Origin of the sequence: Brucella sp. IR073 (assembly GCF_049065735.1) — a bacterium.
GTDB lineage: Bacteria > Pseudomonadota > Alphaproteobacteria > Rhizobiales > Rhizobiaceae > Paramesorhizobium.
In genome coordinates, this window is sequence record NZ_JBAKHD010000012.1 from 1 (window position 1) to 24,282 (window position 24,282).

Genomic DNA, 24,282 nt, shown 5'->3' on the forward strand with positions numbered 1-24,282 from the left:
ACAACAGGAACAGACCCCACTCGTCGCTGGGCAACATCACACCCGGAGAGTTCGCAATGAAGATGGCTATGGAAAAACAGGCCGCATGAGGCCAGATTAAAAACCCAAGACTCTCCCGAAAAATGGAGGGAAGTTGGGTCTCAGGTCACCTCCTGCACACCGTAGAAACTTTTCGTATCAACGCCCCATTGGATGTCGGACGTGATGTAATAACGCCCGTCCGGCGAGAAACGGCCGACAAAAGGGAAATTTGTTGGTCTGGATCCGATTGCCCCACGGCAATATTTCCGACACCGATCCGTCGTCGCCGCGCACGATCTCGTAGAAGGCGATTTGCGCGCGATCGACGAGATTGACCGCGATGTAGCGGCCACTTGGATGCCATTGCACCCAGGTCGCTTTGAGCGGGATGAAGCCGCTTGAGGGCGGCAGATCGAGACCGAACCGTGCGACCGTGCCGAACCTGCCGTCCCGCACATGCACGAAGGATAGTTCCTGGTCGGCATCGACCGTGATCGCAACCATGAGGTCGCCGGACGGGCTAAGCTCGATGGCCTGCGGCTGCGTGCCGATCTCGACGGTATCGATGATGGCAGCGCCTCCTTCAGCACGCAAATCAACAGAACGAATGACATTGCCCTGCGGCAATTGATCAAGGCGGGTCGCACCTTTGGGGCGCTGCCGATACGTTTCGGCGACATAAGCGAAGCGACCGTCGCCCGATAGTTCGAGTGCACCGGGCGGTCCATTGGTGGAGTTGGAAATTTCGATAGCGACTGGCCCGCGACCGTGATCCACAGGAAGAGGAATGATCGAAAGCGTGTCACTGTGGTACGGGTCGACCGGACCGAGATTGCCGGTTTCATAGACGGTCGGCGCCATATCAGTGTCGGACAGGACCGCTAAGAAGGAACTGTCTGCAGCAGCAGCCGGCGCGTTCCCGTTCGACGGAGCGACCAGCAGGAAGCAGGCCGCAAGAAGAGAGAGCGCCGGTGTCGCCAAGATCGTGTTTCCGTTCTTCTTTATCATCATAACACCCGTCATTTGGTGCCTGCGACCTTGGCGGCAGCCTCTTCGACGAGCTTGCGATCTCCGCTTTCGTCGGCAAGGCGAAGCGTCATCCGAGATACCTGCCAACCGGCTTCAGACCGGACAAGTGCGTAGTCATAAGCTCCCGCCACAACCCATGTGCGATCACCGAGCCAATGCGTTGCGCGAACCTTGGCCTGTGCCGCGGCCGCGTTGTCGCCGATCCGAACTTGAATGTCGGAGAGCTCATGACGGGTGGCATCAAAGCCGGGCAGTAAACCAGCCCAAGCTCTCATCAACGCCGAGGGCGCGAAGCGCTGCGGCTCGCCACCCCACAAGGACGTGTAGTCGATCGTCGTTTCCGGCGCGAAGAAGCGTTCGAGAGGGTGAAAATCTTGATTGTCAGCGTAAACGGCAATGGCGGCAATCACACTGGCGACGCGGGCTTCATCAACGGGTGAAGCAAAGGACGTGTCCGCGCCGATTATTGTAAGCAACCCGGCAGCCAGTAGCGCGGCCTTCGTACGTCGGATTTTTTGGCCGAACGGCGGCCTTGGTGAGCTAAGATGAAAAAGGTCCATGGCGTTCTCCTCATTAACGAAAGTTTCACCGCCCCGACTGGTGCCCGACGGGTATTGAGCCGGGCTATCACTGAATGCCCGCTCAATCCGCAAGGCGCTCTGACAGCGGCTTCAGCGGATAATGCGCCCAGTAGAAGGCGTCGGATTGGTGCATGTCGGTCAGGAAGTTGGTTGCCTCCACAATCTTGCCGCCTTCAATGCGAAACATCAGCGCATAGAGCTGGTCGATCTCGGGACCGCCGCCGATATTGCTCCAGCCACGATGGATATCGACGACGAGGTCGCCATCGGCCTGAAAGAAGATCGGCTCAGCCTGAAATTTTCCTTTGGCAAGGCCGGAAAAGAACGCGACGACCTCATCCTGGCCACGCTTTTCGCCAGCCAGCGGGTGATGGCCGGGAACGCGCCAGACCACGTCTTCTGCGAGGAATGGTCGGACGGCTTCCGGGTTGCCGCTCGCGTAAGCGGTGTAATAGTCGCGGATGAGTTGGATATTGGCTTCCGGTGATTGCCCGGACGCGGCATTGGCCGAGGCGAGCAGGATAATGCCGATAGCGAGACTCTTGAGCTTGGACATGAGCTTCTCCTCAATCTTCATTTGTGGGTGACGAACCGGTTAGAAGTGCAGCGTCAGAAACCGCTATTGATCCGGTGGAAATGCGCGGCAACGGCCTCGACGGCCCGCGTCACGTCTTCGGGATTGTCGTAGAAGTCGAACTGGGAGACGTCTTCCAGCCAGAGTGCGGATTTTTGCCCTTGGAGAAGCGCGAAGAAGGCATGCGCACCCTGCGGGACCGCAGCGGCTTCCGAGTGGACGATGAGCGTCGGCTTGTCGAGCCGCGCGCCAATAGCCACTGAATCAAAGGTTAGCCACGGCTCCCATGAGGCCACGTTGAATTTGTTGTCATAGGCAGGAATGAGGCCCCGGTGGCTCTCTGTGTAGTAGGGGATCTGGTACATTAGCGAATTCTGGTCAGTCATGCTAGCGGCGGCGATGATTCGCGGCTGGCCGTCACGCTCGGCGGCCTCGGCCTCCTGTGAGGTGGCAATCAGAGCGGCCACGCCCTCCGGGCCACCATAAATCTGCTGGACGATACCGGCATCGTGCAGCCAGGGCGCGACCAACGCTACGCCGACAAAATTCGCATTGCCCGATGCGGCCTGCGCCATGTAGCCGGCTGAGGCGCATATTCCGAGGCCAGCGATCCTGCCCGCGTCGACCTCGGGTAAACTCGCAATGAAGCGACCGGCGGCAACAATATCCGACGTCTTGGAGACGGGATCTTCCTTGAACCGGATTGTCCCGCCTGACTCCCCCCAGCCGCGGAAGTCAAAGGCCAACGCCGCGTAGCCGCGCTCTGCCATTTCCCGGGCATAGAGGCCGGACATTTGCTCCTTGATCGAGGTCCAGGCGCCTGTCACCAGCACACCGGGACGCCTCTCGCCGGGCCGGTAATCGGCGGGCAGGTAAAGCGTGCCGACCAGGGGCACGCCTTCATTGTTGAAAAAGACCCGGCGGGTCTGGATATCGTCGGCAAACGCACCCCCGGCGAAGAATATGGAAACCGTCGCGGTGATAAGTGATGAGCGTATAGACATGAGGAAGACCTCTTCAGGACAAGTCTTCCTCCAGCATCGCCTCATGATTTCCGATTGTCAGCGCCCGTTCTTGCGCTTTACCAATCCGATCTTGCTGTTCCCGCTGGCTGGCGGAGTCTTCTGTGGCTCACCGCATTCTTGCGCTTCAGTGCCCGCGCCAGGCTCCCGGCGTAGCGCCGGTGAGCTTGCGGAACTGTGCCGCGAACTTTCCCGGATTGGCATAACCGACCCGCCACGCTATCTCTGTTACGGAGAGTCGAGTCGAACGCAATAAATCCTTCGCTCGCTCTATCCGGCGGGAGACGACATAGGCATGTGGCGGCATGCCTACCGCCTCACGGAATGCGCGCGCGAAATGGAACCGACTCATAGCCGCTATCGCCGCTAGATCATCGAGCGATATATCGTCCGCAAGATGCGCCTCGGCATAATCAAGCGCTCGCAGGACACGCGGCTCGGCTGCAAGCGGTTTGGCTGCCGGTCGGCCCGTGACATGCGCAAGCTGCGCCGCGAGTGCAACGGCCAAGGCATCGCGATAAAGCCGAGGCGCAGCATTGCCAGCAGCGTGAAGATTGACGGCCAGTTGGGCCACCAGGGCATCGATTGTTCCCGACCGCGGCGCAAAGGAAAGCGCTAGCATACCGGCATCGGAGAGGAGGCCGTCGTCAATCTCGACATTGAGGAATTCGTTTGGCTCGTCCCATCGGCACCAGCCCTCGAAGCCGATGGGGAAGACCCACCCTTGGCCTGGCAGCAATGGCAATGCCCGGCGGCGGTCACTTCCATAAGCGGCATGATGGCTTCCAAGTGGCGTCAACACTACGCCCACGGTCACACGCTGAAAGCGGAACCCACCCTCGCCGGGATCGGACTTGAGAAACGTAGACGCGCCTCCCGACCATTCATATGAACCGGTGTGTAATTCTCGCCTAGTCTGTTCCAGATCGATCAGCATGGGTTCAACATAGCGACAGGGGCAACAAGCTTCCAGTAGATCCTTCAAATCGGGTCATAATATTGATAAGACTGGCTGAGTACAACTAAAGGAATGATCCGCAGCCCAGCACCGGTGTGATGGACAGCCAGTCGGTCAAGGCGCCCGCCGCCGGCGGCACGCGCGGTTTCGATGGGAGCAAGAAGATCGTCGGACGCAAACGCCATATCGCCGTCGATACCGGTGGCCGCCTGCTCATGGTGAACCTGACGACCGCCGACATCTCCGACAGCGCCGGCGCACAGGCCATCCTCGATGCGATCCGCAAGCGATGGCCGGGTATCAAGCATTTGTTCGCAGATGGGGCTTATGACCGCCGTCGATTGCTCGACAAAGCGGAGTTCCTCAACTTCACGGTCGAGATTGTCCGGCGCATCGACGAAGGTTTCAAAGTCCTGCCAAAGCGCTGGGTAGTCGAGCGGACCTTCGGCTGGTTGACACGCTATCGCCGCCTCGTGCGCGATTATGAAGCACGCATCGACGTGTCCGAGCCATGATCTATGCCGTAATGACCAGTTTACTCATAAGGCGGATTACTCATTGAAGTTGTCAAACGGACTTTTAGACAATTGTTTCCCCCGCAAAGTGCCCTTGTCGGATACCCGCGGCCATCAGGATCGCTACTTTTCCCGCTAATTGGGTTTTCCATCCAAGGCCGAGAATCTCAAACTCCATGGTACATTCTGCGAAACTAATTTCAGCTGATGCTAGAGGTGCGAAAAGCCATCAGTTGCACTCTGTTAACCTGCGTTCGGAGCCCTGAAATAACACTCACGCGGCGGCGTAAAAGTCGCCATATTTTATATCGCACTTGCAAAACAAATTACCTGTAGTTCAGGAATTCGATTCTGATGTATGCTTGATTTTTGCCATTGCCCTCGCAGGGCGGTTTCAGGAGGTGCGGGTTTCCCGATTAACGCTTTCCTGCCTCGCTCCGGTTCGGTGCGCGAGCCGCCTGAGCAGCCCGAGCAAATCATCGACGAAGGTGAAGATGACGGGGATGACGATGAGGCTGAGCAATGTCGAGGTTATCACGCCGCCGATCACCACGATGGCCATCGGCTGCCGGACGCCCGGATCGCCTCCCGTCAGGCTAAGGGCGACGGGAAGCATGCCGCCTGCCATGGCTATGGTGGTCATCACGATGGGCCGCGCCCGCTTGTGGCAGGCATCGACGAGCGCGTCGAACCGCGCCATTCCCTGACGCCGCGACATGATCGCATATTCAACGAGGAGGATGGAGTTCTTCGTCACCACGCCCATCAGCATCAGCAACCCGATGACGACAGGCAGTGAAAAGCTGGTCCCGGTCACCACAAGCGGCAGCAGCGCGCCGCCCAGTGACAGTGGAAGCGCCATCAGGATGGTGAAAGGCTGCAGGAAGTCGTGGAACAGCATGACGAGAACGGCATAGATGCAGAACACACCGATTGCCATGGCAATCCCGAAGCTCTGGAACAGTTCCGTGCTGCGCTGAAGTTCGCCCTGTTCCACAATCCTCACGCCATTAGGCAGGTTCCGAAGCGCCGGCAGCGCCTTCGCCTCGTCATAGACCTCGCCGAGGATACGGCCATTGAGTTCCACCGACAGCGTGACATTGCGCATCCGGTCGATGCGGTCGATCTGGGACGGACTGCCGCCGATGCGGATATCGGCGACCGATCCGAGATCGACGCTGCCATTCGCGCTGGGTAAGCGCAAATTCCTGATATCGTCGAGGCTGGCGCGTGTTTCGGGATTGAAGCGGACGACGATGGGAACCTGCCGTTGCGGCAGGTCGAGCTTCGGCAGGGCGGAGGAATAGTCGCCGCCAGTTGCCACCCGCACCGCCTCGGCGATGGCGCTCGACGTCACGCCCAGCGCGGCGGCACGGGCAAAATCGGGGGCGATCTGAATCTCCGGTGCCTGCCGCGATGCGGTAGATGTCACGGCTCCGATGCCGGAAAGCGTCCGGAGTTGCTCTTCAAGCGCGGAGCTTGTATCATTGAGGGCAACGGGATCGTCGCTTGCCAGAGTGATGTCGAGTTTGGTTCCATTGCCGCCGCCGCCAACCGCAACCCGCACGCCGGGCAGCACGGAGAGCGCCTGCCGGATGTCCTGCTCGATTTCGGACTGCGTGCGGTCGCGTTCGCCGATAGGGGTCAGCATGACGACCAGCGTGGCGGCTGCGATATTGCTTGTTGTCGTCGCACCGGGGCCGCCGCCCGAAGACGTCGATCCGACCGAGGTGAAGACATGCGTCACGTCGGGGAGCCTGCGGACGATCTCCGATGCCCTTGCGGCTGTCGCCTCCGTCCGCGCGATGGTGACACCGGGCTGCAGGGTCAGCGTAATTTGCGTGCGCGCATCGTCGGAGGCGGGCAGGAAGCCCGACTGCAGGAAGGGGATGGTAGCAAGCGAAAGCGCGACGGTGACGGCGGTGAGGAGCGCGGTCGTCTTGCGGTGATTGAGGGCCGCCTTTACCAGCGCCATGTAAGCGCTCATGATGCGGCCATCCTTTTCCTCGACCGGATGATTCTTCATGAAATAGGCCGCCATCATCGGCGTCAGCAGACGCGCGACGACGAGCGAGGCAAGGACCGCGACGGCGGCAGTGATGCCGAACTGGCGGAACAGCAGCCCCGGTATGCCGCTCATGAAAGCCGTTGGCAGGAAGACGGCCACCAGCGTGAATGTCGTGGCGATGACCGCGAGGCCGATCTCGTCTGCCGCTTCCAGCGCGGCATCGACCGGCTTCTTGCCCATCCTGAGATGGCGGGCGATGTTCTCGATCTCGACGATGGCGTCATCCACGAGGATGCCGACCACGAGGGACAGCGCCAGCAGCGTGAGGGCATTCAGGCTGAAGCCGACCATATCCATGACGAGGAAGGTCGGTATGACCGACAGGGGCAACGCCACGGCCGAGAGCACCGTCGCGCGCCAGTCGCGAAGAAAGAGCCATACGACCACGATCGCGAGGATCGCCCCTTCATACAGCATGTGCATCGAGCCCTCGTAATTGTCGAGGGTCGGCCCGACGGTGCTATAGGCCTCCTCGATCCGCACATCGGGATGCGCGGCGGCGAACGCATCCATCGCCTTCGCTACCCCGGCGGCGACGCTGGTGTCGGAGAACCCGTTCGAGCGCTTGATTTCGACGGCAATCACCGGCTGGCCGTCGAGAGAGGCCATCGAGGTCCGGTCGGCGAAGCTGTCCGTGACGGTGGCGACATCGTCGAGACGAACCTGCCGCCCGTTGGCGAGGGGAATGTGGAGCGCCTTCAGGGCTTCCACCGACGGCACGGCGCCGAGCGTGCGTATGGTCTGACGGGTGCCGTCCACCTCTCCGACGCCGCCCGACATATCCGCCTGGACCGACCTTAGCTGCGCTGACACCGTGGCCGCCGTCACGCCGAGCTGCGCCATCCTTACGGGGTCGAGATCGACATGAACCTCGCGGTCGATGCCGCCCACGCGGCTGACCTGTCCCACGCCCGGCACCGACAGGAGCGCCTTGGTCATGTCATTGTCGATAAACCAGGAGAGTTCGGTCTCATCGAGACGCGACGAGCGGACCGCATAGGTGACGAGCGCGGCGTTCTGCAGGGTGACCTTGGTGACGCTCGGCGGCTCCATCTGCGCCGGCAGATCGGCCCGGACGCTGTCCACGGCATTGCGAACCTCGTTCAGCGCCTCCTCGCTGTTCTTCTCCAGCTTGAAGGAAACGCGGATCGAGACGGTTCCGTCGGTGATCGTCGTGGTGATGTGGTCGAGATGGGTGAGCGAGGCGAGGTTGTCCTCGATGATGCGCGCCACTTCCGTTTCGAGCTGCGGCGGCGAGGCGCCATCGAGCCTGGCGGTGACGCTGATCGTCGGCAGGTCCATGTCGGGGAAATCCTGCACCGCCAGGTGCTGGAACGCCAGCAGCCCGCCCGCGGTCAGCATCACGAACAGCAATATCGCCGGAACGGGGTTGCGGATCGACCATGCGGAGAAGTTCATCGGTGTTCCTCCGCAACGCTCACCAGCACATTGTCCGAGAGGAAGGCGCCGCCTGACGCCACCACTCTGGCGGCGCGGTCCAGGCCGGAGACGATCTCGACATCGCCATCGTTGCGGCGGCCCGTCTCCACCCGGACGCGGCGCGCCCGGCTGGCGTCGTCAACCGTGAAGACATAAGTGAGGCCGTCGCGGAACACGATGGCCGTTTCGGGAACCGTGAGGGCGGCTGTGGTCTGGAGCTCGATCCTGCCGGTCACGTAAAGCCCGGAGCGCAGATGGAGGTTCGAAGGCAGCGTGACATAAACGATAGCCCGGCCGGTATCACTGCTGACCGAAGGGCCGACGAGCCTCACCTTGCCCTCAACGGGATGGCCGTCCAAGCCGTCGATCCGGGCGACGAGGCCTGCCGAAATGCGCGGCAGATAGCGCACTGAGACCTCCGCCTGCCATTCGATCCTGTTCTGGCGGATCATACGGAACAGCTCTGTGCCGGTGGCGACGACTGCGCCCAGTTCGGCGGATCGTGCGGTGATGAGACCGTCATCGACGGCGGTGATGGTGGTTTGCGCCAGCCTGATCTTCTGGCTTTCGAGCCCTGCCTCTTCCGCGTCTAGGCTTGCCATTGCCGTCTGCTCGGCGGTCAGGCGATCGGCAATGCTCTGGTCGGAAACGGCGCCGGAGGGGCGAAGCTCTCTCGCGCGGTCCGCATCCGCCTTCGCTTTCGCCAGATTTGCCCTGGCGGTCGCGACGGCCGCCTCCTGCTTTTGCACATCCGCCAGCACGCTGTCCTGCGAAAGCCGGACGAGCGGCTGCCCCACGGTCACGACGGAGCCGACATCGGCCAGAATCTCCGTGATGCGAAGGCCGCCGATCTGCGAAGCGATCGTTGCTTCCTGCCAGGGCTTCAGCCAGCCCCCGGCAGGAACCGTTTCGGGCCATTCCCGCTGCACAGGGCGGATGAGGGAGACGGTGAGGGCAGGGGCCTCGGGCTGCTGAGCCCCGGCACTACCGGACGGCAGAAAAAAGGCCGCCGCGGCAAGGGCGGCGGCGAGCGAAAGGGAAGGTGCTTTCACCAATCATTCCTCATCGTCTTCGGTTTGGCCGCATGAGGCCGGCATTGTCCGTCCACGACTAGCCGGGTGAACGTTAAGCGCCGTCAAGTTTGTGTTAAACTGGGTAAAAATCCGCCGCCCGCCCGCATTTCTGCATTATGGGTGGCCGGCATGAAGGACGGACGATGCAGATGAACAAGGTCCTGCTTATCGACGACGATGTCGAACTGACGACGCTGCTGCAGGAATATCTGGCAGAAGAGGGCTATGATGTCGCGACCGACACGGACGGGCGCGCCGCCATCGCCGCTGCCGCCCGCAACGCGGCGGACCTGATCGTGCTCGACATCATGATGCCGCGCATGAACGGAATCGAGGTCCTGCAAAGGATCAGGAAGCTGAGCCAGGTTCCCGTGCTGATGCTGACGGCGAGAGGCGACGATATCGACCGGATATCGGGGCTGGACCTCGGGGCTGACGATTATGTGACGAAGCCGTGCTCCCCGGGCGAACTTGCGGCGAGGGTGCGTGCAATCCTGCGGCGGGTAAACCAGCCGGCGGCGGGCGCCTCCACCGGCACGCTGCGGGCCGGGCGTCTGGTCATCCATCCCGGCAATCGTACCGCCGAATGGAACGGAGAGCCGCTGGAACTGACCGGCACGGAGTTCAGCCTCATCGAAGTTCTCGCCCGCAATGCCGGTCAGCTGGTTTCCAAGCAGGAGATATCGAAACGGGCTTTCGGCAAGCCGCTCACCCCCTTCGACCGCCGCATCGACGTGCATATCAGCAGCGTGCGCCAGAAGCTCGGGCTGCGGGCGGACGGCCAGTCCTGGATCCGGTCTGTCCGCGGCCAAGGCTACCAATTGCTTCTGGATTGAAATGCCCCGGCTCTTCAAGAAATTCTTCGTGATCATCTGGCTGACGCTGGCCGCCTCGGTTGCGGTCATCATCCTGATCGTCCATCTCCTGCAGACGCAGCCCTTCGCCGCCAAGCTGGAACGCCAGAAGCGGGAAATCGTCCTCAACCTGACTGAAAACATCCTCGTAGGGGAGGGCGAAGCCGTTGCCCGGCGCTTTGCCCGGACCAGCGAGGAAACGGTGCCGCTCGGCCTTGTGATTTCCCGGGTCGCGGAGTCCGGCGCATGCACACGGGCGAACACGGCGGAGACAAGGGACGTGCCGAAGGACGGCGTTTGCTATCGCATCTCCGTGTCGCCCCAGACGAGCTTTTCCGGCAGGCTTGCCCCGTTCATGCTCTGGTTCGCGATCTTGATATCGAGCACGATATCGGCAGCCGCCCTCGCCCGCTATCTCATCCGTCCGGTCGTCCATCTCCGCGATGGGCTAAGCGCGCTGGCCCATGGCCGCTTCGACGTGCGCATCGGCGACAAGATGGCGGGGCGCAAGGATGAGGTTACGGCGCTTGCGCATGACTTCGATTCTACCGCCGCCCGGCTGGAAGAGTTGCAGGCGGTCCAGCAGCAGCTTTTCCACGATGTATCCCATGAATTGCGCTCACCATTGTCCCGCCTGCAGGCCGTTGTGGGGGTTTTGAGGCAGAGCCCGGCGAAACTCGACGCCATGCTCGACCGCATGGACCGGGAAGTTGAACGGCTCGATATGCTGGTGGGCGAGGTGCTGACCCTCGCCAGGCTGACGATCCGCTCCAGCCTGCCGCTGAAGACGCAGACGCTCGACGTCATCGAGCTTCTCAACGAAATCCTGGGTGATGCGGCGTTCGAGGCCCAGGCGCGCGAGGTGTCGATCACGGCCTGCGTCGATGGTGTGTTCCTTGCCGCGGTTGAGGGCGAACTGGTCTACAGGGCGCTGGAAAACATCATCCGCAACGCCGTCAAATACACCGCCGAACATTCGCAAATATCCGTGCAATGCGAAACGGAGGGTGCGCTTCTTCGGGTCTGCGTCACGGATCAGGGGCCGGGCGTCGGGCGGGACGAACTCGAGCGGATCTTCCAGCCATTCTCCCGCGGGACGAATGCTATGCCGCGCGGCGGATATGGCCTTGGCCTTGCGATTGCCCGGCAGGCCGTCGAGCGCCATGGCGGGCGCGTATACGCCTCCCTGCCGCCGGACGGCGGGCTCGCGGTCACGCTGGAGCTTCCCCGCCAGCCGCTGACGTTCGCGCCGGTCGATACCGCCGCCTGACGGCAGGTTTTAACCAACTTACACCGACTTTACCGCGGTTAACCCTGAAATCGTTAAGCCTTCAACCGGAGATACCGTTCGGAAGGTTCGGTAATGATCTCAAGGTTTCGCATCCGCCTCATGCGTTCACGGCCGGTTCTCGGAGTGGCTCTGCTCGCATTGCTTTCCGCTTGTGCGAGCGTGCCTTTGCCGAACGCACCTCCCCTCACCGCTTATGAGAGGATGGCGCCATCGGGCGGCACGCTCACAAAGGCTAAGATGCGGATGGATCGGGTGGCTGGCGGCCTGTTGATTTCCACTGAGAGTTGGCCCGGCATTCCCACCGAGAAGTGACCCGCCTTAGGTATCGTTCGTGTTAGTCGTGGTCGTCAAGTTCCTTCGTTTTTCCTTCGCTGTTTTGGGCTCATCCGCCGAGCTGTTTTTGAAGCGGAAGCTGTCGTTTCCTGTTTCGAGGATGTGGCCGTGGTGGGTAACGTCATGTCGATCACTCCAGAGCCCTCGCTGAAAACCCAGGGGACGGTTGAAATATGGGTCAATTCTCATTGGAAATATCAGGCTGTGCCGGGTCAGCTCTCAGTGGAAATCAACAGCGTTAGAAGCTGTCATCCGCGCATCGCTTCGCTTCTGCTATTTTGATATTCGTCGGAGCGGTGAGGACGATTGGTGGGGCAAGATGAATCTGAAACGGCTGAGCATCGGTACATTCAATCTTTACAATCTCAACGAGCCCAGCCTCCCGATTTATTCTGACGCGAATGGGTGGTCCAGAGAGGAATACGAGCGCAAAGTCGACTGGACGCAACGCATGATCCGGACCCTGCGGCCCGATGTTATGGGCTTCCAGGAGCTATGGCACAGGAACTCGATCGCACGCGCTCTCGAAGATTCCGGTTTGACGGACGAGTACGACCTCGTTACTCCCGTGGAGGCCGACGGCACCCGGATCGTCTGCGCCGCCATTGTCCGCAAGGGGCTTCTGACGGGAATACCGGATTGGATCGTCAAGTTTCCGGACAAATTCACGCTGAGGAGCTCCGGGGACGATCCGCAGACCCCGGCCATCAGCGTGGCGATCGGCACCTTCTCCCGCCCCGTGCTGCATTTTATAATACAGCCGCGCGACGACCAGGAGCCGGTGCATGTCTATGTCTGTCACTTCAAATCGAAGGCACCCACACAGATCTTTCGGGAGGACTGGTTCACAGCCGACGAGGCTGCATACAAGAAGCATGCGACCAATCTGGGAGCTGCGATCTCCACCATCCGGCGCACCGCTGAGGCAGCCGCGCTGCGCTTTATCCTGACGGAACAGATGAAGGGGAGCCGGACGCCCGTGATTGTATTGGGCGACATTAATGACGGCCAGCACAGCAACACCGCGAACATTCTGACCGAGCAGCCGCGATATCTGGTAGGCGACTCCGTGGGAGGAGGGGACGTAAGCCTCTATTCGGCGCAAACCCTGCAAGAATACCGCAGTACGCGCGACGTTTACTATACGCACATCCATCAGGACATCATGGAGTCACTCGACCATATTCTGGTCAGCGAAGAGTTTTACGACAACTCACAACGGCGCGTATGGATGTTCGACGGAATGAACGTTCACAACGACCATCTCAATTTCAGCGACCATAAGGAAACCGGCACCAACGACCACGGCGTGGTCTGCGCCGCCTTCAAATACAAACCCATCCGGAGGGAAACACAAGAGATGACCGGCGGTCGTTAAGCCGAAGACGATCGTCAGTGACAACCGCAGCGAGTTCACGAGAAGACGCGGATCAGGCTGGGAAGGCACATATGTTGGCATCTCTGTCTCCGGAACACCTCGTATCGTCCTTACGGCCCAAGGTTCCCATGTGCCGCGCTGTCACGGTGATATAGATGCGGGGAACCTGCGCATCGAGGGCGAAAGCAGCCGGTCCATGTTCTGCGTGCACCTTTGGGAGTGCCGACATTCAGGTTTGCCAGACCAAGGTCCCAGGCCGGCAAGAAGCCTTCACTTGTGATTCGACGCGGACCTGACGATCAAAACACCGCCTGGCCATGGCTGCAGATCATTCCCTCAGGCCGAACCGCCCGTAGAGGCGACGTAGCGGCGCCGGGGACCACCAGTTGAGATCGCCAGCCAGCCGCATGAATACCGGAACGAGCACGGCGCGAATGAGCGTCGCGTCGACGATGATCGCCAACGCTAGGCCAAGCCCCAGCATTTTGAGGAAGACCACGCCGGAGCTGAGATATGTGAGGAAGGAGAAGGCCAGGATGACGGCAGCAGCCGTGATCAACGGGCCACTGCGTTCCAGACCGATGGCGACGGCGCTGGCATTGTCGCGGCCATGGTCGTGCTCTTCCTTGATGCGGGAGAGCATGAAAACCTCATAATCCATCGACAGTCCATACGCGATGCAAAACATCAGGATGGGGATCGAGCTTTCAAGCGTGCCGGTGGGGGTGAACCCCAACAGGCCCGCGAAATGCCCCTGTTGGAAGACATAGACCAGGGCGCCGAACAAGACTGCCAGGCTGACGAGATTGAGTATGGTGGCCTTGAGCGGCAGCAGCACGCTGCCGGTCATCAGAAACAGAATGACGATAGTGGTGCCGAAAACGATCGTCGCTCCCAGCGGCAACCAGGCCATCACCATCAGGCGAAAATCGGCAAGATCGGCCGGATAGCCGCCGACCTGCGTATCGAAGGATGCCGATACCGCGCGTATATCCTGAACGAAGGCTAGGTGATCTCTCTCGAGACGCTCCGAGAGCGGAATTGCGGCAAGCCAGGTGTGTCCGCCGCTGATCCAGCCATCCAGGTCGGCCGGAGCCGGGCGCACCTGCTTACCTCCGGAAAAGGCCCCGGCCGCCGACTCCACTTCGGCTATTCCCGGAATGCGAGACAACTCGGTGGCATAGGCGGCAATCTCGGCGGCGCGCGGCGCGATGCCGTCGTCGCCCGAGCCGAGGATCAGGAAGGAATCCGTCACTTCGGCAGTAAAATTTTGCCGGATGGTCTCGTGAACGGTGCGGCTCGATATGCCCTCTGGAAGAATTCGGTCATCGGGCATACCGAAAGCGATGTCCCGTACCGGTGAGCCAAGCAGTATTAGGATGGCGATGGCGCCGAGGCCGAAAACCAGCGGGCGTCGCATGACGGCAAATGCGGTGCGGTGCCAGAAGCCGGCGGCAACCCCCGCTTTCGTTGGCGGAATCCATCGCCCCACCACGGCCAGCAGAGCTGGCAGGAGCACCGTCGCGCCGATTATGCTGAAAAGTACCACGATAGCGCCCGCATAGGCAAAGGATCGAAGGAAGGACGACGGAAAGACCAGCAGCGCGGCGAGAGAGGCCGCCACCGTAATGCCGCTAAAAAGCACGGTTCGTCCCGCCGTGGCCACGCTTTCGGTAACGGCATCTGCAATCGGCGCCCCGCGCCCCAGCGCCTCTCGGAAACGCGCCAAGATGAAGAGGCCGTAGTCGACGCCCAGCCCCAGGCCCAGGACCAGCGTCAGGTTGAGCGCGAAGGTCGAGACCTCGGTTATTCCTGCCAGAAGGCGCAGCATCGCCAGGGTACAGACCATCGCGAACAGCCCGACGGCGACTGGCAGGATCGCCGCCGCGACATTACGAAAAAACACCAGCAACAGTAGGAACACGCCGGGGAGGATGATCATCTCGGCGCGCACAAAGTCCTTGGCGGCTTCCACGCCGACCTGACGGAACACCTCGTCGCCACCGCCGACTCCGATGGTGAGACGCTCGGTCTCGATCGTATAGCTGGGCGAAAGCTCGCGCATGAACGACCGTGTTTCGGTGGCGTTTCCCGGCAGGCGCGCCAATATCAGCGCATGCCGCCGGTCGGCGGAGACGATGCCGAGCTTGCCGGGCGAGGTCCAGGGCGTCTCCACCGCCGCAACGAATGGCTCACCGGCAAGGCGTTCGGCGATGGCCCTGGCTTCGGCGCTGATCGCCGGGTCGTCCAACGTGCCGTCCCGGGCAGTGACCAGCAGCAGCATGTTGGCTGCGCCCAGGTCGAAGGTTTCCAGCATTTGAGCTGCAGCCAAACGGGACTCGGAGCCGGGCGCCTCGAACCGCGACAAGGACAGCGCCCTCAGCGCGCCTGAAGCCAAGAAGCCTGCTATCACGAGCAGGAGAATGCTCGAGGCGATGACTGTCCAGCGGTGCCGAACAAGCCTGGCGCCAAGGCCGGAAGAATGTGGAAGGGAGAGCGCAATGAAATTGGACATAGTGACCCCATGGCTGACCCCGCAGGTTGCCGACATGAAAGGGGTCACGGCGTGTTTCTATGTTGACACAGTCGTAGATTCTGTCAACATGTCTCTATGAGCACCAAATCCCGCATCCTCGACATCGCGCTAAATGTTTTCAGCCATCATGGCTTTCGCCAAACCAGCATGGAGCTGGTTGCCGAAAACGTGGGTGTCACACGCCAGGCGCTCTACCGCCATTATGCAAGCAAGGAGGCGCTCTTTGCAGCCGTGGCGGAAATGCTGCATGCCGGCGCCCTCGACGCGGCAATTCAAGCGATGGAGGTCGCCGCAAGCGAAAATGCTGACTTGGCTGACGTCGCCGTTGCTGGGTTGCAAGCGCGATTTGGCCATATCCTCAGCCGGCTGGCTGTCTCGCCCTATGCCGTCGAATTGCTGGAGGAGCATGATCGACATTGCGGCGCCATCACCGCGGAATACGGACGCCGCTTCGAAGCCGTCCTTGCCGAGCGCTTGGGTCGCGAGGCGAGCCGGCGCGGAAGAGCGTTCGCCAATGGCCTTACACCGGAGACACTCGCCCGTTACCTTTTTCTTGGCGCCAAAAGTCTCAAGAGCACGGTCCCTCCGCCTCGGCCAGAGGTGTTCGCACCTGATCTCAAACAGTTTGTCGGTGTGATGATCGCTGGCGCCTTCGGCCTGAGTTCTCAACGATGACGGGCTTCGCTTCGGCCTTCCCAGGGTCTACAAACCGCACTTCGTTCACAACTAGGGGGCGTACCTCATTCAGAGTTGAGCCGTCATGCCGCCGTCGATGGAGAGTGTTGAACCCGTGAGGAATGGGAACTCATCGGAGGCTAATGAAAGCACGGCGGTGGCAATTTCCTCAGGGGTTGCCATGCGCTTCAACGTAGGAATGTTTGCTTCCGCCCATTTGCGGGCCAGCGCGGCCCATGCGGCATCGTCAAGACCAGAGCCAGCCATCTCACGCACCATGGGAGTATCGACTGTTCCGGGCGCTATGGCGTTCACCCTGATTCCCCGCGGTCCGTAGTCCAGGGCAGCCGCCTGGACAAGGCCGACGAGGGCCCGCTTGCTCGCGGTGTATGCCGAGCCGCCGGCTCTTGTCGCTACGGCCTGTGCCGATGAAGTGACGACGATAGTGCCGCCTCCTCGCTTCAGGAGATGCGGGATCTGGTATTTCATAGCGAGGAAGACGCCGCGAACGTTGGTGTCGTTCAGCCTGTTCCAGTCCTCTTCGTCTATTTCGTGCAGAGGCCTTGAGAAATTGATCCCCGCGTTATTGAAAGCCACATCGAGGCCACCATAAGCGTCAGCGACCCTATCGACGAACTGTTTGACCTCGGCGGCTATCTGCACATCTGCTTTTATGTAGGTCGCTTCGCCGCCTCGAGCCCGGACTTCCGCCTCGACCTGCCTTCCAAGCGCCGTGCGTCGACCGCAGAAGCCCACCTTCGCTCCCTCACGTGCAAAAGCAAGCACAGTGGCGCGACCGATGCCAGAGGTTCCTCCGGTAACGACCACGACTTTGTTTTCGAAACGGCGAGCGTCCGCCTCTCCCGGCTTCGCCGAGGCGGATACGGGAACTGCGGCCATCGTCGCCGCCATACCAGCGAGCACACTTCGGCGTTTGAGGCCCTGCGTTGTTTTTCCTTCGCTCATGGTCGTTCCCCTTCTGGGTTGTTGCCGTGGCTGCCGCCGCAGCGACGATGTCTTTGTTCCGTGGATTTCCGTGACACTCTTGACAGTTTTGTGATATTTGTCAATATCAAGGCCTGCTTCAATGGCGTTTCAGCGCTCCTCGAGATTCCGCTCCGGGGTGCAGTAACACGAGAGCAAGTAATGCCGATTCCGATCCGTCCCATTTGGAACATTGCTCAAGGAACCTTCGCCATTATTTCGCTGCTGCTGCTCGGTGCGACTACGACAATCGCCGCTACCTGCGTACCGCCTGCGAGTTTTAAAGACAGCTCGGTTCCAGCAGCAGCGAACGAGGCTTGGGTGGCGCGAACCGAGGCGGTCGACGTCAAAGGAAGGTTGCAGGACGTCGTCCGAAAGGTTGAGTCGGCGGACCTGGGCGACATAATCGACGAGCGCGGTAGTCTGCCGCGGGTGCTAGGCACCTATAATCTTACAAAGGGTCAGTTCGGGAAGGCTGGATCGCGACGTCTGGTCTGCCTAAGCGATGGTTCGACGCTGGTCGAGCAGGTGTTGGAACGGACCCTCGCGAGCGACTTGTATACTTTTCGCTACGTGGTCTGGAACTACACTAGCGAGCAGGCAGGAGCGATTGATTACTCGGTGGGAACATTCATCTATCGTCCTCTTTCTCCCGACAGCACCAGCATCGAATGGACGTACGCCTTTCAATTGAACCGAGAACGGTTCCCCGGCAACCTCGGAGCTCTCGGACGTTTCCTGTTTCGTGTGAGCTTCCTCGATCGCGAATACGCCGAGATGATGCGGCGGACTCTGGATAACATACAGACGGTGGCCACGCGTTAAGTCGTTCGCGGCGGAAGAGTTTGGGATGCGGAATCCGGGATCCCGGCTCCTCGATTCGCCGGCTGTTCGAAGCGCTCGACGACGAAGTGAAGGCTATCGTCCGCCCATCGAAGGCAACTGGCCTATCGTAGGATCACGCCACCTATCCGAAAGTCCGGCGCGGCAAACATATCGTCTGCGTCGCTGTTACATCACGTCACGCTCCTGACAGCCCTCGCCAGTCGAGATGTCGGCGGATTGGCGCACGATGCGCGCCCGCGTCTGGCGATATAAGAATGAAGATCTCGATAGTTGACAATAGCGACAATAGTGTCAATATTGCTCGCATAGGCGTATACGAAAGGTGATCGCCGCAGCCATCCGGGATATTCCGCCAACAAGCTACGGACATGCAAGTAGGGAGTTGGCTGCACAAATATGGGTGTATCAAGGCACGCGCGCTACGGGTACTTCAAACGCAAGGAGTCGATGGCAGTGGCGGAAAATCTTTACGCAGGTTAGCTGGAAGGGGCGGAAAGGGTCGCCGCACAATCCGTGGTAAGTGGCGATAGTCAAGGAAATCGCCACGGGGTAAGGCCAGACGCTCTGCCCAGCAACTTTCGACGTTCATCTCCGGGCGCGCCGAGCAGCGGACAAGCAAGATGATCACCACAGATAGCGCGGATGGAGCGCACGGCACGAATTTGGACGGCGATGACGTGGCCCTCCGGCAGAGGGGCGGCTCTCGACCATGTTTGGAGAGCACATGCTCGTCGGGCGACCTGTTTCGCTTTCTTAGGGCGTGGGCTGCAGAACCTCTGAAAATCGCAGCCGTCTCGCCATCAAGTAGAGCATTGGCCGAACTGATGACCGCCGACGTCCTGCCAGGCAGGGGACCGGTGATCGAACTCGGCCCTGGTACCGGTGTGTTTACGCGCACTATGTTGGGTCGCGGCGTTGATGAGCGCGACCTAACCTTGATAGAGTTCGATCCCGATTTTGCGGCGCTGCTACGAAAGCGTTTCCCGTCGGCCAGGATAATAAACATGGACGCGGCGGATCTTACACGGGAGGCTCTTTACGAAGGACCGCAAGCCCAAGCGGTTGTCAGCGGACTGCCGCTCCTGTCCATGCCGCCGCGCAAAGTCATCGCCATCCTGCGCGGTTCTTTTTACTACCTGAAGCGGGGAGGAGCCTTTTACCAGTTCACCTACGGGCCTCGATGTCCGATTCCAAGGCCTGTGCTTGACCGCCTGGGTTTGAAGGCGAGGCGAATTGGTGGTACATTCTTCAACGTTCCGCCTGCTGCTGTCTATCGGATTTCTCGCCGAGGTCCTTCTCAGGTGGCGCACTGAGCCCGGCTGCGAGCAGACAGCGCGGCTGGAGTTCGATCGCCTTGCCCCATTGCTCCGGAGTTACGGCCGCCGGATCCACGCCACGTTGGATCGCCAACCCCATGGTCTGTGCGATGAGGGTCGTCGCCGATCATCCCGCTTCAGCAGGAGCGATCCGTTAATGGCTTCGCCGAAGCAAGCTGGGGAAAGAACCGTCCGGTCCACACTGCACCTTCCGCATCCATCGGTTGAGCAGCCGCCTATACGGGGAGTGAGAAGGTCTGTTTTACCACTTCGCTTGGCACGTCAGTCTTGACGTTCTGGATGCCGTTCTTCCGCGTCAGATGCGTCGACTGGAAGCGACGGTAGTCATCGAGGCCGGACACGACCACCCGCAGAAGCGCATCGCTTTCGCCCAGCATGATATAGCATTCGACGACCTCCGGCAGGCTGCGCATGGCGGCTATGAAGAGGTCGATCGTCTCGGCATCCTGCGCCGTGAGCCAGACCCGCGCAAACATGGAAAGGCGCAGGCCCACCTTTGCCTGGTCGACGACGGCGACGTAACGTCTGATAACCCCAGCCTCCTCCAAGAGCTTTACCCGTCGCAGGCAAGGCGACGGCGATAGGCCGACGCGCTTGGCGAGCTCGATATTCTGAAGGCGCCCGTCGCGCTGCAACTCGCGCAGAATGCGCCTGTCAATATTATCCAATTTCATGGCATTTCATGCTTCTATCAATCTGATTATGCATCTCTGATGCCAACAATTGCATTCTCTGAGCCTTAAACGCAACCCGATGTCATGCAAGGTAACCTATTCTTACGACCACACAGAATGAGGAAACGGCATGGATCTGGGATGGTTAGTGGGATTGCTGGGGTTCGCCATAGCTATGGCGGCAACGCCGGGACCGAACAACATGATGGCCGCGGCATCCGGCGCGACCTACGGCATGGGCCGCAGCCTGCCGTTGAGCGCAGGGATCGCAACTGGCGTCGCTGCGATCATGCTCGTGGTCGCAGCCTTCGGCTCGGCCGTGGTAACAGACCCGCGCATTGGCGCAATGTTGAAGTGGATCGGCGTCCTCTACCTTCTTTGGCTGGCCTGGAAGGTCGGAAACGCCGAGCCCGTGGTGCATGAAGAGGAAACAACGAAGCCGGCTCGCGACGGGTCGCCACTATCGTTCCTCGACGGAGCGCTCTTTCAGTTGGTGAACCCGAAGCTATGGGTGATGGTGAGCGGCGCCGTCGTCACTTACGGCCAAGGAGCCAATGCCGGACGTATGAACCTCGCCTTTCTATTCGCTACCGTCTTCGGTATGGCAACCTTCATCAGCGTGCTGGGATGGACAGCGCTCGGCGCGTCAATCGGACGCCTGTTGTCCTCGCGCCGCTCGATCCGCGTCTTCAACATCGCGATGGCCGCGCTGCTCATCGTTTCCCTGATCCCGATCGTGATCGAGTAGCGGGCATTCGCGTTATGTAAGGTTAGCTGTCCCAAGAATCAGGCCAACCGCTGCGCATCCAGCGAGAACCGTCACCGGGCCGAGCTTGAAGCGGAACATCGCGATAAGGGAGGCTAGCACCAGCGCAGCAGCAGACAGGTTCAATGTGGACCAGACGGGCACTTCGATATTGAGACCGAAGGACGTGATCCTCCGTAGCTCGTCGAAAATAACATGCAAACCAAACCAGACCGCAAGGTTCATGATCACACCCACGACGGCGGCCGTGATCGCCGTCAGAGATGCTGTCAACACTTTGTTGTCGCGTAAGCGCTCGATAAAGGGGGCGCCTAGGAATATCCAGAGGAAGCAGGGCGTGAATGTCACCCAGGTCGTCAGAAGGCCCCCCAGCGTCCCCGCCACCAACGGTGACATGCCGCCCGCATCGCGAAAGGCGCCCATGAAGCCCACGAACTGGGTCACCATGATAAGTGGCCCAGGTGTGGTCTCGGCCAGGCTGAGCCCGTCCAGCATCTCACCGGGGGCGAGCCAGCCGTAGTGCTGCACCGCCTCTTGCGCGACATAGGCAAGGACCGCATAAGCGCCACCGAAGGTCACCACGGCCATGACGCTGAAGAAGCCCGCGATCTGGGCAAAAACATTGGCCGAACCGAAGACGGCAAACAGCAGGGCGACGGGAACCAACCAGAGCACCAGGAACACCGCCGAGATGCGAAACGCCCAGCCACGGTTGACCTGCGTGTGATCCGGCGACTCTTCGCCGAGCAGGGTATCGGCATCATCGACCTGGACTTTGCCAATCTTGCCGTGGCCGCCGCCGCCATGGAAGGCGGGCAGGCCCGCACGGGCACCGAAGAATCCTACCAGGCCCGCCGTCAGAATGATGAGCGGGAACGGAATGGCGAAGCAGAAAATCGCCACGAAGGATGCGGCGGCGATGGCGACCATCGCCCGGTTCTTCAGCGCGCGCGACCCGATTCGGATGACCGCCTGCATCACGATGGCAAGCACCGCGGCCTTGAGCCCGAAGAACAGGGCTTCAACGGGCCCGACATTGCCGTAGAGCGCATAGATCCAGCTGAGTGCCATGATCGCCACGACGCCCGGTAGCACGAACAGGATCCCTGCGATGATGCCGCCCAGCGTGCGGTGCATGAGCCAGCCGATATAAACGGCGAGCTGCATTGCTTCCGGGCCCGGCAGCAGCATGCAGTAATTGAGCGCATGAAGAAAGCGTTTCTCGCCCAGCCAGCGCTGCTCTTCGACGAGAATCCGGTGCATGAGGGCAATCTGGCCGGCCGGACCGCCAAAGCTCAGCAAGCCAATGCGGGCCCAGACCCGAGTGGCCGCGACCAGAGTTGGATATGCGCGTTCCTGAATCATTCTGCCTTCGGCTTGTTCGTGGGTCAGTCGTGGGGCTCGCCGGTTGCGTCCCGTGCCCAGCGATAAGGCGTCAAGAGCAGCAATCCGGCTTCCAGTTGCTTCAGATCGTCGGAATACACCCGCGAAGTCCGAGCAAAGCCGCGAGGAAACCGGCTGCTTCGGGTGCGAGATCGAGCCGGGCGGTATCTGCGCCGCGGACAATGGTCGCGATGCAGGTGAGTTTGTCGAACGAAATGGAATTAGGCGCAGGCACGGGCGCTCCTCCATCGCCGGGGTTTATGTGGAACGCGATCTTCGGCTGGCCTTGGGAGCCGCAATCCCCACAATTTTAGATACGAAAGACCGGGCAGCCAGGTCAAGAACTCTATATGCGTGTCAGCACATAAGACGTGAAGTCGGAATATGGTCTTGGCCGCCAGGTCTCCACCGGAAGGGATGGCGCGGTGCGCATCATGTGGAGGCCAGCCGCCCAGTTGCGCCACGGCTCAGGCTCTTGTCGCCGGCTGCGCTTGGACGGAGTGCACGCACAAATCGGCGCGGCTCGGAAGGAGCCATGTCATTGGTCGGAACTTTGGAAACGGACGAACCCTTCCGGCGTGGCGAAAGGGTTGCGGTCCTCAAATCAGTGACTGTATTCAGGGCGCTTGCCTGTGGAAAGCGAAGCGCTGACAGGAGAGCGCCGGTCGAGAGCACCGCTCCACAGCGTCAGAAGAATCGCCGAGCCGACGAAGATTGCAGCGACCCACGGGGTGGAATGCAAACCCAACGACGAGTTGGAGACTAGTCCACCCACATAGGACCCGATGGCGATGCCAAGATTGAACGAAGCGATGTTGAACGCCGAGGCGACATCGACCGCGTCCGGAGTGTGCCGCTTGGCGAGCTGGACAACATAGATCTGTAGCGCCGGCACGTTGGAGAAAGTCAACAGGCCAAACGGCACCAGCGTCAGCAAGGCCCATGTCGGGGAGGCTGAGGTGAAAGTGAAAACCACCAAGGTGATGCTCTGCAAGAAGAACATCCCGAGCAGCGCCCGGACGGGGTTCGTGTCGGCCACCCACCCACCGCCGATATTGCCGATTGCGATGGCGGCGCCGAACCCGACGAGAATGGTGCTGACGGCAGTTTCGGAGAACCCGGTGACCTCTTGAAGGATGGGCGAGAGGTAGGTCAATGCCACAAATGTGCCGCCGTAGCCGAGGACGGTCATGGCGTAGACAAGCAGCAGCCGGCCGTTGGCCAGGACGCGGAACTGATCGCGAATCCTCATCTTGGCACCCTTGCCCAGTTCTGCCGGGAGTAGGGCTGCGCTCATGGCGAGGGCGAGAATTCCTAAGGCCGCCACGGCCCAGAAGGTGGCGCGCCATCCGAACTGCTGCCCTATGAAGGTTCCAAGCGGGACGCCGGTAACGATCGCGACCGTGAACCCCGAGAACATCAAAGCAATGGCCGAAGCTCGCCGCTCCGGCGCGACCAGATCGGCAGCAATGATGGAACCAATGCCAAAGAAGATGCCATGCCCAAGCGCCGTCAAAACCCGTGCCAGCAAGAGCACTTCGAATGTGGGCGCCATCGCCGCCAGCACATTGCCAAGGGTGAACACGATCATGGTGCCAAGCAGCAAGGGTTTTCGCGGCAGGTGACTGGTCAGTGCCGTCATAATCGGCGCGCTGATTGTCACGCCGAGCGCGTAGGCGCTCGCCACAAGACCTGCAAGGGCGATCGTGACCGACAGGCCGTCGGCGATGGTCGGAAGAATCCCGACACTGATGAATTCGGTCGTCCCGATCGCGAATGAATTGATTGTTAGTGCCCATACGGCGATCGGAGTTTTGGCGGTTGTCATGAGCTGTGAGTCCTCATCATTTGCATGAAAAATGTTAGTGGACGCGGCGCCCTTCGACGCCTCTTGCGCGTTATTATGAAAAATTTTATTGGAGAAGATAGCACATCAATAGTGCA

Annotated in this window: 19 protein-coding genes and 3 pseudogenes; 8 read left to right on the plus strand and 14 right to left on the minus strand. The window is 60.7% G+C overall.

What is annotated here, in order from left to right; genetic code table 11:
- Positions 1-177: 177 nt before the first annotated feature.
- From ACOWVG_RS18020 to ACOWVG_RS18040, 5 genes are all read right to left on the minus strand, one after another.
- Positions 178-1,032 (minus strand): hypothetical protein, encoded by an 855-nt coding sequence (locus ACOWVG_RS18020; protein ID WP_420963725.1) that lies wholly within the window; start codon positions 1,030-1,032, stop codon positions 178-180.
- An 8-nt stretch (positions 1,033-1,040) separates the two neighbouring features.
- Positions 1,041-1,610, minus strand: a complete 570-nt coding sequence (locus tag ACOWVG_RS18025; RefSeq protein ID WP_420963726.1) for a nuclear transport factor 2 family protein — start codon at positions 1,608-1,610, stop codon at positions 1,041-1,043.
- 82 nt (positions 1,611-1,692) lie between these two features.
- Entirely contained in the window at positions 1,693-2,187 is a 495-nt protein-coding gene (locus ACOWVG_RS18030) for a nuclear transport factor 2 family protein (protein WP_420963727.1), read from the minus strand.
- 53 nt (positions 2,188-2,240) lie between these two features.
- Positions 2,241-3,209, minus strand: coding sequence for an alpha/beta hydrolase (locus ACOWVG_RS18035; RefSeq protein WP_420963729.1), 969 nt, complete (start codon positions 3,207-3,209; stop codon positions 2,241-2,243).
- 145 nt (positions 3,210-3,354) lie between these two features.
- Positions 3,355-4,164 (minus strand): helix-turn-helix domain-containing protein, encoded by an 810-nt coding sequence (locus ACOWVG_RS18040; protein ID WP_420963730.1) that lies wholly within the window; start codon positions 4,162-4,164, stop codon positions 3,355-3,357.
- A 95-nt stretch (positions 4,165-4,259) separates the two neighbouring features.
- Here ACOWVG_RS18040 and ACOWVG_RS18045 point away from each other — a divergent pair.
- Positions 4,260-4,747 (plus strand): annotated as a pseudogene (locus ACOWVG_RS18045) (IS5 family transposase); the annotation flags it as partial.
- A 347-nt stretch (positions 4,748-5,094) separates the two neighbouring features.
- Here ACOWVG_RS18045 and ACOWVG_RS18050 read toward each other — a convergent pair.
- Both ACOWVG_RS18050 and ACOWVG_RS18055 read right to left on the minus strand, forming a co-directional pair.
- The gene (locus tag ACOWVG_RS18050; RefSeq protein WP_420963732.1) at positions 5,095-8,187 is read right to left on the minus strand and encodes an efflux RND transporter permease subunit; all 3,093 of its coding nucleotides are present in this window, start codon (positions 8,185-8,187) and stop codon (positions 5,095-5,097) included.
- Positions 8,184-9,260 carry an efflux RND transporter periplasmic adaptor subunit gene (locus ACOWVG_RS18055; protein WP_420963734.1) on the minus strand — a complete coding sequence of 359 codons (1,077 nt, stop codon included), beginning with the start codon at positions 9,258-9,260 and terminating at the stop codon, positions 8,184-8,186. Before ACOWVG_RS18055 ends, ACOWVG_RS18050 begins: the two co-directional genes overlap by 4 nt.
- A 170-nt stretch (positions 9,261-9,430) precedes the next feature.
- On the opposite strand from ACOWVG_RS18055, the gene ACOWVG_RS18060 reads away from it, so the two are divergent.
- Together ACOWVG_RS18060 and ACOWVG_RS18065 are read left to right on the plus strand one after the other, a co-directional pair.
- Positions 9,431-10,117, plus strand: coding sequence for a response regulator (locus tag ACOWVG_RS18060; RefSeq protein ID WP_420963778.1), 687 nt, complete (start codon positions 9,431-9,433; stop codon positions 10,115-10,117).
- 1 nt (position 10,118) lies between these two features.
- On the plus strand, positions 10,119-11,405 hold the full coding sequence (locus tag ACOWVG_RS18065; protein WP_420963735.1) for a HAMP domain-containing sensor histidine kinase: 1,287 nt from the start codon (positions 10,119-10,121) through the stop codon (positions 11,403-11,405).
- Positions 11,406-11,744: 339 nt separating this feature from the next.
- Here ACOWVG_RS18065 and ACOWVG_RS18070 read toward each other — a convergent pair.
- A pseudogene (locus ACOWVG_RS18070) lies at positions 11,745-11,879 on the minus strand (ATP-binding protein); the annotation flags it as partial.
- Positions 11,880-12,078: 199 nt separating this feature from the next.
- Between ACOWVG_RS18070 and ACOWVG_RS18075 the strand changes: the two are divergent.
- A complete protein-coding gene (locus tag ACOWVG_RS18075; protein ID WP_420963737.1) occupies positions 12,079-13,137 on the plus strand; it encodes an endonuclease/exonuclease/phosphatase family protein in 1,059 nt (352 codons plus the stop codon).
- A gap of 328 nt (positions 13,138-13,465) precedes the next feature.
- On the opposite strand, the gene ACOWVG_RS18080 is transcribed toward ACOWVG_RS18075, so the two are convergent.
- Entirely contained in the window at positions 13,466-15,652 is a 2,187-nt protein-coding gene (locus ACOWVG_RS18080) for an MMPL family transporter (protein WP_420963739.1), read from the minus strand.
- 96 nt (positions 15,653-15,748) lie between these two features.
- Between ACOWVG_RS18080 and ACOWVG_RS18085 the strand changes: the two genes are divergently transcribed.
- On the plus strand, positions 15,749-16,348 hold the full coding sequence (locus ACOWVG_RS18085) for a TetR/AcrR family transcriptional regulator (protein WP_420963741.1): 600 nt from the start codon (positions 15,749-15,751) through the stop codon (positions 16,346-16,348).
- 69 nt (positions 16,349-16,417) lie between these two features.
- Here ACOWVG_RS18085 and ACOWVG_RS18090 read toward each other — a convergent pair whose 3' ends face one another.
- On the minus strand, positions 16,418-17,314 hold the full coding sequence (locus ACOWVG_RS18090; protein ID WP_420963742.1) for an SDR family NAD(P)-dependent oxidoreductase: 897 nt from the start codon (positions 17,312-17,314) through the stop codon (positions 16,418-16,420).
- 180 nt (positions 17,315-17,494) lie between these two features.
- On the opposite strand from ACOWVG_RS18090, the gene ACOWVG_RS18095 reads away from it, so the two are divergent.
- Positions 17,495-18,157, plus strand: coding sequence for a hypothetical protein (locus ACOWVG_RS18095; protein WP_420963743.1), 663 nt, complete (start codon positions 17,495-17,497; stop codon positions 18,155-18,157).
- Positions 18,158-19,002: 845 nt separating this feature from the next.
- The gene (locus ACOWVG_RS18100; protein WP_420963745.1) at positions 19,003-19,491 is read left to right on the plus strand and encodes a class I SAM-dependent methyltransferase; all 489 of its coding nucleotides are present in this window, start codon (positions 19,003-19,005) and stop codon (positions 19,489-19,491) included.
- Positions 19,492-19,730: 239 nt separating this feature from the next.
- On the opposite strand, the gene ACOWVG_RS18105 is transcribed toward ACOWVG_RS18100, so the two are convergent.
- Positions 19,731-20,189, minus strand: a complete 459-nt coding sequence (locus ACOWVG_RS18105; protein WP_420963747.1) for an Lrp/AsnC family transcriptional regulator — start codon at positions 20,187-20,189, stop codon at positions 19,731-19,733.
- A 148-nt stretch (positions 20,190-20,337) separates the two neighbouring features.
- Here ACOWVG_RS18105 and ACOWVG_RS18110 point away from each other — a divergent pair, with 148 nt between their 5' ends.
- Positions 20,338-20,937 carry a LysE family translocator gene (locus ACOWVG_RS18110; RefSeq protein ID WP_420963748.1) on the plus strand — a complete coding sequence of 200 codons (600 nt, stop codon included), beginning with the start codon at positions 20,338-20,340 and terminating at the stop codon, positions 20,935-20,937.
- A 12-nt stretch (positions 20,938-20,949) separates the two neighbouring features.
- Here the strand turns inward: ACOWVG_RS18110 and chrA are convergent, their stop codons facing one another.
- The 3 genes and pseudogenes from chrA to ACOWVG_RS18125 form a co-directional block, all read right to left on the minus strand.
- The gene (gene chrA / locus ACOWVG_RS18115) at positions 20,950-22,320 is read right to left on the minus strand and encodes a chromate efflux transporter (protein WP_420963749.1); all 1,371 of its coding nucleotides are present in this window, start codon (positions 22,318-22,320) and stop codon (positions 20,950-20,952) included.
- A 23-nt stretch (positions 22,321-22,343) separates the two neighbouring features.
- Positions 22,344-22,531: pseudogene (locus tag ACOWVG_RS18120) on the minus strand (chromate resistance protein ChrB domain-containing protein); the annotation flags it as partial.
- Positions 22,532-22,942: 411 nt separating this feature from the next.
- The gene (locus ACOWVG_RS18125; protein ID WP_420963751.1) at positions 22,943-24,166 is read right to left on the minus strand and encodes an MFS transporter; all 1,224 of its coding nucleotides are present in this window, start codon (positions 24,164-24,166) and stop codon (positions 22,943-22,945) included.
- Positions 24,167-24,282 lie beyond the last annotated feature (116 nt).

Excerpts from the sequence above, each read along its gene's own strand:
- ACOWVG_RS18050 (WP_420963732.1), bottom strand. The coding sequence starts at position 8,187 with ATGAACTTCTCCGCATGGTCGATCCGCAACCCCGTTCCGGCGATATTG.
- ACOWVG_RS18060 (WP_420963778.1), top strand. The coding sequence starts at position 9,431 with ATGAACAAGGTCCTGCTTATCGACGACGATGTCGAACTGACGACGCTG.
- ACOWVG_RS18105 (WP_420963747.1), bottom strand. The coding sequence starts at position 20,189 with ATGAAATTGGATAATATTGACAGGCGCATTCTGCGCGAGTTGCAGCGC.
- ACOWVG_RS18125 (WP_420963751.1), bottom strand. The coding sequence starts at position 24,166 with ATGACAACCGCCAAAACTCCGATCGCCGTATGGGCACTAACAATCAAT.
- ACOWVG_RS18090 (WP_420963742.1), bottom strand. The coding sequence starts at position 17,314 with ATGAGCGAAGGAAAAACAACGCAGGGCCTCAAACGCCGAAGTGTGCTC.
- ACOWVG_RS18100 (WP_420963745.1), top strand. The coding sequence starts at position 19,003 with ATGACCGCCGACGTCCTGCCAGGCAGGGGACCGGTGATCGAACTCGGC.
- ACOWVG_RS18040 (WP_420963730.1), bottom strand. The coding sequence starts at position 4,164 with ATGCTGATCGATCTGGAACAGACTAGGCGAGAATTACACACCGGTTCA.
- ACOWVG_RS18020 (WP_420963725.1), bottom strand. The coding sequence starts at position 1,032 with ATGATGATAAAGAAGAACGGAAACACGATCTTGGCGACACCGGCGCTC.
- ACOWVG_RS18025 (WP_420963726.1), bottom strand. The coding sequence starts at position 1,610 with ATGGACCTTTTTCATCTTAGCTCACCAAGGCCGCCGTTCGGCCAAAAA.
- ACOWVG_RS18030 (WP_420963727.1), bottom strand. The coding sequence starts at position 2,187 with ATGTCCAAGCTCAAGAGTCTCGCTATCGGCATTATCCTGCTCGCCTCG.
- ACOWVG_RS18085 (WP_420963741.1), top strand. The coding sequence starts at position 15,749 with ATGAGCACCAAATCCCGCATCCTCGACATCGCGCTAAATGTTTTCAGC.
- ACOWVG_RS18075 (WP_420963737.1), top strand. The coding sequence starts at position 12,079 with ATGAATCTGAAACGGCTGAGCATCGGTACATTCAATCTTTACAATCTC.
- chrA (WP_420963749.1), bottom strand. The coding sequence starts at position 22,320 with ATGATTCAGGAACGCGCATATCCAACTCTGGTCGCGGCCACTCGGGTC.
- ACOWVG_RS18080 (WP_420963739.1), bottom strand. The coding sequence starts at position 15,652 with ATGTCCAATTTCATTGCGCTCTCCCTTCCACATTCTTCCGGCCTTGGC.
- ACOWVG_RS18065 (WP_420963735.1), top strand. The coding sequence starts at position 10,119 with ATGCCCCGGCTCTTCAAGAAATTCTTCGTGATCATCTGGCTGACGCTG.
- ACOWVG_RS18035 (WP_420963729.1), bottom strand. The coding sequence starts at position 3,209 with ATGTCTATACGCTCATCACTTATCACCGCGACGGTTTCCATATTCTTC.
- ACOWVG_RS18095 (WP_420963743.1), top strand. The coding sequence starts at position 17,495 with ATGCCGATTCCGATCCGTCCCATTTGGAACATTGCTCAAGGAACCTTC.